Here is an 11,286-nt window from a genome sequence, read left to right on the forward strand (position 1 = left end):
TTCTATTCCGCGGGGATGGCAAGAGGGGGATTGTTGTTCGCAGCGTCGGGTAAGGCCGGTGCTGCAGCCAGTCGCTGGAGCTGCGGCACGGCGCGATCAGCGAGCCCGATCGCCTCGTCCACATTGAGATTGCCGTTGATGATCTGTGCCGAATTGACGATGTGAAGGCCGGGAACAGATGTCTCCATCGGAGGCACTGCCTTTGAATAATTCAGGGCCTGAACCGCCATCACATTGCGCGCCCGCGAGACGCGGAATGCCACGACATCGTCATCGGTGATATGCGGGTACATGCGCTTCAGATTGCTGATGCAATTTTCACGCAACACTTCCTCGCTCTCATCGAAAAGCGGATGATCTGCCGGGAGGTAGTGCGGCAGGTAGACGAGGCTGAGGCCGTTGAAGGTCTCTGGATCGACCACTGCCGTCATCTCGATGACGCCCGTGAACGGTACCGTCTCGTCCGCGACATAGGTCAGGTATCGACCTCTGAGCGGCTTTTTGAGGACCACCGACGCGCAGACAACGCCTTGATATCGAAGGGCGTCGAGCCGATCGCGCTCATGCTGTGTCAGGGCGGCGCACATGCGAGCCGCATGATCGCCTGGAACGGTTACCACCACACGATCAAACGTATCGGTTCCAACTGATGTGCGAACACTGATGCCGTGCGGGGACTGCGAAATTTCGCGAACCGGCGCGCTTTCTCGGCAGATTACTCCGCGGCTTTCGAGATCAGCGACCAGCGTATCGATGATGCGCTTGTATCCGCCTGTGACGTAGCCGAACATCTCCTTCTCGATACCGGCCCGGCGCGCGCTGTAGAAGCGGTTGATCACCGACCAGATGAAAGAGGCTGAGACGATCTTGTGGTTTTCGCCGAGCTTGGCGCGCAGGAGCGGCTTCCAGATGCGCTCATAGGTGCACTCGCCAGACAGCTTTTTAAGCCAGGCAGCGACAGGTATGCTCTCAAGCGCAACGCCGTTTTTCAGGCGGGACGCGTAGAGGATTGTGAAGGCGAGCCGAGCCTTGTCGATCAGACCAAGAGGCGGAAAACGCAGGAAGTCGATCGCGTTGTTCAGTGGATGGAACCGGCTATTCTCATAGAAATCGGTCCGGGTCGTGCGCCAGTTCATATCGTCGGCCAGCCCGATATCCTTCAACAGATCGCGCATGTGCAGGTCGGACATCAGGGTGACGTGATAGTGCCGATCCCAGGTGACCGGCCCGACCGTCCACGCGTCCGCCAGCCCGCCGAAGCGGTCAGACGCTTCCAGGATTGTGATCTCTCGGTCTTGCCTTGCCAGCTTGTGCGCCAGGGCCAGCCCCAGCATTCCTCCACCGACAATGCACCAGCGTTCACGAGCCATATTGCGAACTCCCATTTGCCGGCGATGGAATGGACGTGGAGAAAGAGCTTTCGCCGCGCCGCTCAGTAACCAGACGGCGGATAAGTCCCAGATGATTGCGGATCACCCGCAAGACCTTCATCTTCGACTGACCGATCAGGCGAGTTTCCAGAACAGCCGGGAATTCGACGATGTGCGCCTTGGATTGATCCAAGCGCACGAAGATCTCCATGATGCCCATGAAGCCTTCGTCATCGAGCTTCATTCCCAGCATCTTCGAGCGGCGATAGACGCGGAAGCAGGCCGTGTAGCTTGAGAAGGCGTGATTGAGGATGCGCTGGTAGATCATGCACACGCCCTTGGAGAGGGCGAGACGCCATGCCGGCACGTTCATCACTCCGCCATTGCGGTGATAAGGAGACGCCTGAACCATGTCGACGTCTTGCTTGAGCAGCGGGATCATCTCGGCAAGCAGGTGCGGATCGAACGAGCAGTCGCAATCGATGCCGCAGACAATCTCATCCTTGGCGGCGCGAATGCCCGTCATTGTCGCTGCGGCGATGCCGCGATTGGTCTTGTGACGGATCAGTTGAACGTCGTCGCGCCTGCCGAACAGTTCGTTCAGCTTTTCCCAGGTGCCGTCCTTGCTACCGTCATCGACGAAGACGTAGGAGAACTTATAGACGTCGGCATTGTCCCGAGCGACCGACGCCAGCGTGCTCGCAAGGTAGGGGAGTGTCTCCTCCTCATTGTAGCACGGAGTGACGATAGTCACGGACTTCACGTCGCGCGCGCTGGAGTGAGTATCAATCCTGATCGGAACTGTCGTGGAGGGGACACGGGCGGGCGCCTCCTCGATAGGAAACTCCAATGTCTCGGCGATGCCGCGGAACGAGTAGCGCTCGAGCCAGGTTTCGATGCGCGCGCGCATCTCGTCCAGATTTCGGTACTGGCGCATGCGCGAAAGCCGCGTGGTAGCCGAAACGCGAGGCTGCTCGGGGTCCAGTTCCCAGGAGTGAAAATAAAAGTGCCAGGGCGCGTCATTTTTCGCGTGCCACGACGTGACGCGGTTTTCATGAAGCGAACGCGGCAGCTGGCGCATGTAATTTCCGCCCGTGACCGGATATGGCACGCCGAGCAAGGTGTCCGAGGAAAGCGGAACCTCCATGATCGACCAGCCTTCGCCCTTGATTTCATGCGTCCTGCGCAGATCAGGCCGGCTGATGAAACGCGCACCAAACGGACGCAGGCTCGAATCGTACTTGACCCCTTCCTGTGCCAGCATTCGGTAGGGTTCGACGTCATCGGCAGGTAAGGAGCCCTCGGCTATGCGATAGCCGATGATTTTCTTGCCCGTCGCATTTTCGATCACGTCACGGGAACGCCGGAAGTCATCGCGCAACTCGTTGAGGCTCATCTGGCTGAAATTGCGGTGCAGATAGCCTTTGCTCGCGACTTCATGGCCACGACGCGCGACCTCCGCCAACAAGTCCGGGTTCTGCTCCGCCAGCCAGCCGACAACGAAGAAAGTGGCCTTGGCGCCATGACGATCGAGCAGATCGAGCGTCGATAGCGCAGATTTTTCAACGCGACGCTCGAAACGGGGCCAGTAGCGGTGAGGTATCACCTGACGCATTGGCGCGACCTGGAAGTAATCTTCCAGATTCACGGAAAGAATATGTTCCTGTCGATGCATGTTGCCACTCCCATTTGCGACCAGGCTGTCGTTTGGCCTGATCGCCTTCTTGATGGTTCAAGCAAGGGTCATGCCAGTGATGGGGTGTTTCAGTTTGAGGCACGCTGATGAGGAGCAGGTTTATCTTGGTATTGAATCGGTTTAGGGATTGGGTTGGAGCTTCGCACGGAGGAGGAAAAGCGTGGCAATCGAGGGAAATTTCCGCGAGGCGGATCGCCCGATCCGTTACGGTATGGTCGGCGGCGGGCAGGGCGCATTCATAGGCGGGGTTCATCGCATTGCGGCGAGGCTAGATGGCGAGTTTGAGCTTGTTGCAGGGGCGCTCTCATCTGATCCAGAACGCGCGCGTGCTTCGGGAAGAGAGCTAGGGCTTGATCCAGAACGCTGCTACGCCTCATTCGAAGAGATGGCCAAGGCAGAGGCAGCGCGCGCCGACGGCGTTGAAGCCGTATCGATCGTGACTCCGAACCACATGCACTATCCGGCGGCGAAAGCCTTCCTGGAGGCTGGCATACATGTCATTTGCGACAAGCCGCTCACGTCGAACCTTTCCGATGCGATGAAGCTGGCGGAGTTGGTGAAGAACAGCGGACGGTTGCTGGTGCTCACCCACAATTACACCGGCTATCCGATGATCCGACACGCCAGGCAGATGATCGCGGAAGGGGCGCTGGGGACACTTCGGGTCGTTCAGGCTGAGTACCCGCAGGATTGGCTGACTGAGGCGGTCGCTTCAAAACAGGCTGATTGGCGAACCGACCCATCCAAATCCGGCGCTGGTGGAGCGCTGGGCGATATCGGAACACACGCTTACAACCTTGCGCGCTTCGTCACGGGTCTGGAGCTTGACCGGCTCTCGGCAGACCTTTCCTCATTTGTCGAGGGTCGTCAGCTTGATGACAATGCGCACGTCATGCTGCGTTTCAAGGGTGGAGCGAAGGGCATGCTCTGGGCGAGCCAGGTTGCGCCGGGCCATGAAAATGGTCTCAAGCTGCGCGTCTATGGCTCAAAGGGCGGGTTAGAGTGGGAGCAGGAGCATCCCAACCACTTGTGGTTCACTCCCTTCGGAAACGAGAAGCGCCTGATAACGCGGGGCGGAGTAGGGGCTGGCGCTGCCGCTGGCCGGGTGACCCGAATTCCAGGTGGCCATCCGGAAGGATACCTTGAGGGCTTTGCCAATATCTACGCAGAGGCGGCCCGCGCGATCCGTGCACTGCGCGAGCCGGGAAGCTCCATCCCTGACGATGTGATTTTCCCCACGGTAGCGGATGGTGTCGAAGGAGTAGCCTTCATTGAAAGCTGTGTCCGGTCTTCAAAGGAAAATGGCGCCTGGACAACCCTATAGGCGAAGATCTGCCAGATAGCTGTTCTGCTCCTTGGCCTCGACATAAGCGTCGGGGTCAAGTTGCGCGATCAGAAGCTCTTCGTTGCTCGTATCGCTTTTTGCCAGTGGCGTGCCGTCCGGCGCGGCGATGATCGACAGGCCGGCATATTCATAGGAACCATCTTCGCCTGCATGATTGGCATAGGCGACGAATATCTGGTTTTCGAATGCACGGACCGGGATCATCGAGCGCGATATGAACTTCGCGTAAGGGCTTTCTGGCAGGGCAGTGGGCACAACGACCAGATTGCAGCCTGCAAGCGCAAGCCGCCGAACATTTTCCGGGAACTCGACATCGAAGCAGATGAGCATGCCCACCTTCATTCCAGCGAGTTGGAATGTGACCGTCGACGGGTCCGCTGCCTTGCAAAGCGCTCGTTCGTAGTCACCGTACAGGTGGGATTTGCGGTAGACGACGGATTTGTTTTTTCCGTCAATGAAGATGGCGCTGTTCCAGACTGACTCGTTGTCCGCTTCGGCAAACCCTGTCACGAGCGCGGTGCCCGTCTGGGCGACGATGGAGTAAAGCCGTTTAAGCGACGGCCCATTCGCAGGCTCTGCCAGTCTGGTAATGGCATTGCCTGCGCCATAACCGGTCAGCGCAAGTTCTGGGGCAATTACGAGATCTGCGCCTTGCCGGGCTGCATCCCGAATGCCCTTTTCGATTGCCTTCAGATTGGCTTCTACATCACCCGGCGCCGCTCGCATCTGCAGAATTGCCAGCTTCATTTGTCTCCCCCCGACAAAGCGCCCAAGAGCTTTGGCAGGTCACCAAAGCGGGCGATCAGGCTGAAGATGATAGCAGCAAGAACGACGAAGAAAATAGACACCGACGCCATCGTCGGCGTGTAGCCGTAGCGCAGGGCGTTGAAAATCTTGATCGGCAGCGTTTCCATCGTGAAGCCCACGGTCATGTAGGCGATGATGTACTCGTTGAGCGACAGCACGAAAGCGAAGGCAAAGCCCGAGATCAGGTAGGGCAGGATCAGAGGCAGAACCACAGTTCGCAGGATCGTGCGGTCATTGGCACCCATTGTGGCAGCCGCTTCAACCAGCGAACGATCGATCGAGGCAAACCCGAGCGATAGCGTGACCAGCGGCAGGGTGATGAAGAAGATGGCATGGCTGATTGCAGCCGTCCAAGGTTGGCCGTAGGCACCTATTGTTGCCCAGAAGGTCAGAAAGCCCAGCGCTGTGATGACCGGCGGCAGGATGAACGGCGCAACGCCGAGAAGCCGGAATACATTGGCCCAAGGCGCAATGCGCCGCCAGAGGAACCAGGAGAGCGGCAGCGCCATCAGGACAGCCAGCGCAGCGGAGGCTGCAGCAAGCGTGACTGAGTTGATCAGGGCAGCACGCCAGCTGTCATCGGTAAAAATCTGCTGGTACCAGTTGAACGAGAAGCCTTGCGGAGGAAAAGTCAGAGCCTGCTTCTCGTTGACCGAAACCCCAGCAACGACCACCAGCGGCGCTGCAAGGAATATACCAACGAACGTGAAAATAATCCGGCGAAGGGCGGTTGCGCTCATGCTTCCGCTCCCTTGCGTGCTCCGACCAGAAGCGTGAGCCCGACGAAGGCGAGGGACATCAGGACGAGGAAAACAGCCATCGCCGCCGCAAAAGGCATGTTCGACTGGTAAATCGCCTGGTCGGTGATCAACACGGAAAGCGTCCAGTGCTGCGGGCGCCCGAGCATCTGCGGCAGAAGATATGATCCCAGCGCGAACACGAAGACCATGATCAGCGTTGCCGTAATGGTGCTCCGCATTGCTGGTACGATCACATTGAAAAACGAGCGCAGCGGTGAGGATCCAAGCGTGCGTGCGGCCTCCATCAAGGTTGGATCAAGGCGCACGATGGCGGGATAGAGAACGAGGATCGTGTATGGAAGCGCCTGATACACCATGCCTGTCAGGACCGCGCCGAAGTTCGGCATGAGAGCGTGAGGTTCGCTCATCAGGCCAAGCCAGACGAGGATGTTCGTGAGGCCCGCTGTGCGTGAAAACAGCGTCGTCCAGGCAAAGCCGATAATGACTTCCGATAGCGATAGGACCGAGAGGATCGCCACCAGCCAGACGATCTGCACTCTCCGAGACGCTTGCGAAAGTAGCCAGGTAAAGGGGAAGGCGAGGATGACGCAGATGATTGCAACGACAATCGCCAGCATGATCGAAAAGCTCAGCACTCCGCCAAAAAACGCTGACAGGAAGCGTTCGTAATTGTCGAAGATGAAATCGCGCGAGTAGAACCCGGCCGGATCGCGGCGGAAGAACGAAACCGCGATCATCGTCGAAAACGGGATCACGAAGAACACCAGCAGCATGATTGCCGGAAAGGCAATCGGCGCGTAGTCAGCGAGGCTCCGAGGCGGTTCGCGTCTCATCCCTTCAGCACCACGCAGCTTTCAACGGGAAGATGGATGCCGACATTGTCTCCGGCTACGTAAGGCGTGCGTTCCCGGGGCGTCGTGACTGCCACGATCGAAGTGCCTTCTACATCGACAAACGTCTCGATTGTTCCGCCAAGATCGCGAACGAAAGTTACGGTGCCCGTCAGAGTGCCCTGATCCGGCGATACGAGGCGAATATCTTCAGGTCGCACGGACAGATGTCCACCCCGCGGTCCGACGGCCATTCCAAGGCTCGGAAATGACCGCCCCAAAAGATCGCCATTGCCCTTCAACGGAAGGAGGTTCGTCATTCCGATGAAGTCGGCAACAAATGCATCAGAGGGCTTGCGATAAACCTGAATGGGCGACGCAGCCTGACGAATGCGGCCTTCGCCCATCACGACAACGAGGTCGGCCATGGTCATGGCTTCACGCTGGTCGTGGGTAACAACAATGGTCGTGATGCCAAGCGACTGCTGCAACTGGCGTAGTTCAACCTGCATCGCCTCGCGCAACTTGGCATCAAGCGCGGACAGCGGCTCATCGAGCAGAAACAGCTTGGGGCGAAGGGCGAGAGCGCGCGCGATCGCGACGCGCTGACGCTGGCCACCGGAGAGCTTCGCGACCGGGCGATCCGCAAGCCCGGGCAGGCGCACGAGTTCGAGCAGCTCTTCCACGCGCCTTTTCTGCTCTGCCTTGTCGACGCCGCGGATACGCAGCGGGTAGGCAATATTTTCCCCAACATTCAGATGCGGGAACAGGGCAAGGGACTGAAAGACCATCCCGAAATCGCGCTGGTGCGTCGGAACGCCGGTCATGTCCTTGTTGTCGAGCACGATCGCGCCTTCGGTAGGCTCTTCAAGGCCCGCTATCATGCGCAGAAGAGTGGTCTTTCCGCAGCCCGAAGGGCCGAGAAGACACACAAACGTGCCCTGAGGCACGGAAAGATTCACGCTGGCGACCGCGTTCACGGAGCCGAAGCGCTTGGTAAGGTCCTGTAGCTGGAGCCCCGACATGCAGTCACCCTCTCAAGGGCCGCGGGCGGCAAACAGGCCGCCCGTCAGCGTGTTCCAGATTTCCTCGTGCCATCAGCTCGAGGAAATCACAAGGAAATCCGTGATCAGCCAGCGATCATCTCGGTCCACTTCTGGTTCAGCCAGTCGGCCTTGGAAGTGTACAAATCATAGCGAGGAATGATCGGATCGATTTCCGACGATACGGCAGCGAACTCTTCGTCCGCGAGATCAAGGAGGTCACGACGGATGGTTGGCGCGGTGCCTACCTTGCGCGAAAGTTCGGCCTGGATCTGCGGCTGGCACATGTAGTCGATGAACTCGTGCGCCTCGTCGACCTTCTTCGATGCGCGTGACAGAGCCCAGCAACCGGAGTCCAGAATGCCGCCTTCCTTCGGGAAGGTCGAGCGAACCGGCTGACCGTCAGCAGCGGCAAGGCCGGTGACGTCGTGGTAGTACTGGCCCATCGGGATTTCGCCCGACTTCAGCGCCTGTTCGAACTGGGCTTCATCGCGGTACCAGAGGCGAACGTTAGGGCGCACTTCTGCGAGCTTTTCGAAGACCTTGATCTGGCCTTCCTCGGTGTCGAGCGCATTGGTGCCGCCAAAGAAGGTCTTGGCCGTCACTTCGAGCAGGAACGAGTTGGAGACCAGCGCGAGAAGCCCAATCTTGTCCTTGTTGGCCTCGTCCCAGAGTGCGGTCCAGCTTTCGGGTGCATCCTTGTAGACGTCGGTGTTGGTGACGAGCGTGATGTACCAGGCGACGGCACCGATGCCGGCGACGCGGCCGTCCGGGTATTTGTTGACGAACTGGTCGAGCAGATTGCCGGCGTTCTTCATCCTGGCGGTATCGATCGGCGTCCAGAGCTCCGTCGCCTGACCCTTGAGCATCGCAACCTGCGACATCATCGAAAGGTCGGCAGGGGCCTGACCCGCGCGCGCTGCCTGTTCGAGCTGGACAAGCCAGGCTTCGCCCGTTGGCTCAGCAATCGATTCAACCGCGATGCCGGTTGCTTCGGTGAAGCCGGGGAAGATGTGCTTGTCGAAAGAATCCTTGAAGTAGCCGCCATAGACGCCGACCTTGATCGAGCGGTCTTGGGCACGAAGGATCGTCGGCATGGCAAGCACGCCAGCTGTCGCAAGGCCAGCTCCCAGGGCCGCGCGCCGGCTGATCTTCGTTGCGAGAATATTGGTCATCCGTGTTCTCCTCTATATCGGAAGGCTAAGGGCCAACCGCTTTGTCTTATGGATAATATATTTGTCGTTTTAGCGCGACTTGCCTGCCATCGTCGGGCTGAAAACCATCAGGCTCAGAATTTCGAACAACATCTGGGCACCTGCATGAGCGGTATTGGTTGTGGAGTCGTATTGTGGCGCCACTTCAACGACGTCGCCGCCCATAATGTTCACGCCCTTCAAGCCGCGGATCAGCTCAAGAATTTCGCGGCTCGATGGCCCGCCAATTTCAGGTGTGCCAGTGCCCGGCGCGTAAGCAGGATCCAGGCTGTCAATGTCGAAGGAGAGGTAGGTCGGGCCATCGCCAACGACTTCCAGGGCCTTCTTGATGATCGCCGGGATGCCCATGGCTGGCATTTCTTCCGCGTGGATCACCGTCATGCCGGATTCGTAGGAGAACTCCCACAGATATTCGGACGAGCCGCGAATGCCGATCTGGATGGTGCGTGTGGGGTCGAGCACGCCGTCGAGCACCGCGTTGCGGAACGGGCCGCCGTGGTGGAACTTGGTGCCGTCGAACGCACCGGACGTGTCGCAATGGGCGTCGATGTGGATCATGCCGACAGGGCGATCCTTGCCAACCGCCTTCAGGATCGGATGGCTGATCGAGTGGTCACCGCCGACTGACAGCGGCATGACACCGGCGGCAACGATCTTGCCGATCCAGGCCTCAATGTCCTGATGGCTTTGCTCTAGCATGTAGCGGCTGCGGAACGGAACATCGCCTACGTCTGCGACGCGCAATTGCTGAACCGGCGCACAATCGAGCACATGATTGTAAGGTCCCACACGTTCGATGGTGCGCACGGCGCGGGGGCCGAAGCGCGAGCCGGGGCGGTTCGTGACGCCAAGGTCCATCGGCATGCCGACAATAGCGACGTCCAGATTGCTGAAATCGGGGTTCTGCGGATCGACTTGGCGGAATGGTGCGTCGAGGAACGTCGGAATGCCAGCAAACGGCGCAACGCGCGTGTTGCCCGAGAAGATGCGATCTGCGACGCGCTTGAAGCGCGGGTCATAGATGTCTCCACCACCGCCTTCGCTGTAGCGTTCGCGAAGTTTGAACAGCTCTTCTTCGTTCCAGCTCATTTCCCGACCCCGTTACTTGTCGCTGGCCTCGTCGACGACGTTCCTCACACCAGCGTGCAAAAAATAATGGTGCGTCATAAAACTTGGAAGTTCAATTGATATTGTTGTACGCTGCTGTGTGAGAAATATTCACAATCGGGGACATTTTTGGTCAAGCGACTACCGCCGCTAAATCCCTTGCGGGCTTTTGAAGCAGCTGCGAGGCTCGGTTCGCTGACGCGCGCTGCCGGCGAACTCAATGTCACCCATGGCGCTGTCAGTCATCAGATAAAAGCATTGGAAGGTGCGCTCGACGTTCGCCTCTTTGAGCGCGACGGTCAGAGATATCGATTGTCACCGCAGGGCGCAGAACTTTTGCCCGCGGTATCTGCCGCATTTGATCAGATCGCAGCAGCAACAGCGCGGATGGAGCGTCCGGTCACGGCGGGCTCGCTCTCCATAACCTGCGTGCCGGCGCTGTTGTCGCTGTGGCTCATTCCGCGCCTTGCAAGCTTCACTGCGCGCTTTCCGGAGATCAGGTTGAAGATGGAGGGGGTCAACGATGCGGCCGCCATCCGCTCGCCGGATGTCGACGTGTCGATCCTCTATGGCGATGGCACCTGGCCTGACTGCTGGGTGAAGCGCTGGTCCCATCTCGACCTTTTTCCGGTCCTCAGCCCGACCTTGATGAACTCGAAACCGGTGCGAACGGTCCGCGACCTTGGCAATCACGTTATCCTTCATGCCGACGATGGGCGGGAATGGCATCAGTGGCTGGCTGCTGCCGACGCGCTCGACCTGTCGCGCGGACCGCAGCATCATCTGAGCGATGCGAGGCTGGCAACGGAGGCTGCGCTGCACGGCCACGGCATAGCTCTTGGCGATACCATGACCGCTGCCAGCCTGTTGGCGAAAGGGCAGCTTGTAGCACCGTTCAATCTTGCGGTGCCCGCGGCTGATGCCTTCTATGTCGCCTGCAGAAGCGATCTGCGCGCTGTGCCGGTCGTCAGCGTGTTTATCGACTGGCTGTTCGCACAGCTGGAGGAAGAGGATGCACGCGCCGAGCCGCAAGGCTTGGCGTTACGAACCAAATTGCGCAGTGCAGATGGTACGCGCAGCAAGCGAAACAACAGTCCGAACGCAAAGACATGA

At 59.0% G+C, this 11,286-nt stretch carries 10 protein-coding genes; 2 read left to right on the plus strand and 8 right to left on the minus strand.

Annotated elements, in window-relative coordinates; genetic code table 11:
* Nucleotides 1–2: 2 nt before the first annotated feature.
* Nucleotides 3–1,370: an NAD(P)/FAD-dependent oxidoreductase gene (locus IOD40_RS03725; protein WP_198474482.1), complete on the minus strand. Its 1,368-nt coding sequence runs from the start codon at nt 1,368–1,370 to the stop codon at nt 3–5.
* On the minus strand, nt 1,360–3,045 hold the full coding sequence (locus tag IOD40_RS03730; protein WP_198474484.1) for a glycosyltransferase: 1,686 nt from the start codon (nt 3,043–3,045) through the stop codon (nt 1,360–1,362). The genes IOD40_RS03725 and IOD40_RS03730 overlap by 11 nt, the downstream gene beginning before the upstream one ends.
* 181 nt (nt 3,046–3,226) lie before the next feature.
* Here IOD40_RS03730 and IOD40_RS03735 point away from each other — a divergent pair, with 181 nt between their 5' ends.
* Nucleotides 3,227–4,390 carry a Gfo/Idh/MocA family protein gene (locus tag IOD40_RS03735; protein WP_325099656.1) on the plus strand — a complete coding sequence of 388 codons (1,164 nt, stop codon included), beginning with the start codon at nt 3,227–3,229 and terminating at the stop codon, nt 4,388–4,390.
* Here the strand turns inward: IOD40_RS03735 and IOD40_RS03740 are convergent.
* The 6 genes from IOD40_RS03740 to speB all read right to left on the minus strand — a co-directional run bounded on the left by IOD40_RS03740 (nt 4,385) and on the right by speB (nt 10,155).
* The gene (locus tag IOD40_RS03740) at nt 4,385–5,158 is read right to left on the minus strand and encodes a carbon-nitrogen hydrolase family protein (protein ID WP_198474486.1); all 774 of its coding nucleotides are present in this window, start codon (nt 5,156–5,158) and stop codon (nt 4,385–4,387) included. The two genes, IOD40_RS03735 and IOD40_RS03740, sit on opposite strands and share 6 nt — an antisense overlap.
* Nucleotides 5,155–5,958 (minus strand): ABC transporter permease, encoded by an 804-nt coding sequence (locus IOD40_RS03745; RefSeq protein ID WP_198474488.1) that lies wholly within the window; start codon nt 5,956–5,958, stop codon nt 5,155–5,157. Before IOD40_RS03745 ends, IOD40_RS03740 begins: the two co-directional genes overlap by 4 nt.
* Nucleotides 5,955–6,812: an ABC transporter permease gene (locus tag IOD40_RS03750; protein ID WP_198474490.1), complete on the minus strand. Its 858-nt coding sequence runs from the start codon at nt 6,810–6,812 to the stop codon at nt 5,955–5,957. Before IOD40_RS03750 ends, IOD40_RS03745 begins: the two co-directional genes overlap by 4 nt.
* Nucleotides 6,809–7,834: an ABC transporter ATP-binding protein gene (locus IOD40_RS03755; RefSeq protein ID WP_198474492.1), complete on the minus strand. Its 1,026-nt coding sequence runs from the start codon at nt 7,832–7,834 to the stop codon at nt 6,809–6,811. Before IOD40_RS03755 ends, IOD40_RS03750 begins: the two co-directional genes overlap by 4 nt.
* A 104-nt stretch (nt 7,835–7,938) precedes the next feature.
* Complete coding sequence (locus IOD40_RS03760; protein WP_198474494.1) at nt 7,939–9,027, minus strand: ABC transporter substrate-binding protein; 1,089 nt, start codon at nt 9,025–9,027, stop codon at nt 7,939–7,941.
* A 69-nt stretch (nt 9,028–9,096) separates the two neighbouring features.
* Nucleotides 9,097–10,155, minus strand: a complete 1,059-nt coding sequence (speB, locus tag IOD40_RS03765) for an agmatinase (protein WP_198474496.1) — start codon at nt 10,153–10,155, stop codon at nt 9,097–9,099.
* A 147-nt stretch (nt 10,156–10,302) separates the two neighbouring features.
* On the opposite strand from speB, the gene gcvA reads away from it, so the two are divergent.
* Nucleotides 10,303–11,286: a transcriptional regulator GcvA gene (gene gcvA, locus IOD40_RS03770; RefSeq protein ID WP_198474498.1), complete on the plus strand. Its 984-nt coding sequence runs from the start codon at nt 10,303–10,305 to the stop codon at nt 11,284–11,286.

Origin of the sequence: Aquamicrobium zhengzhouense (genome assembly GCF_016124105.1) — a bacterium.
Classification (GTDB): domain Bacteria; phylum Pseudomonadota; class Alphaproteobacteria; order Rhizobiales; family Rhizobiaceae; genus Aerobium; species Aerobium zhengzhouense.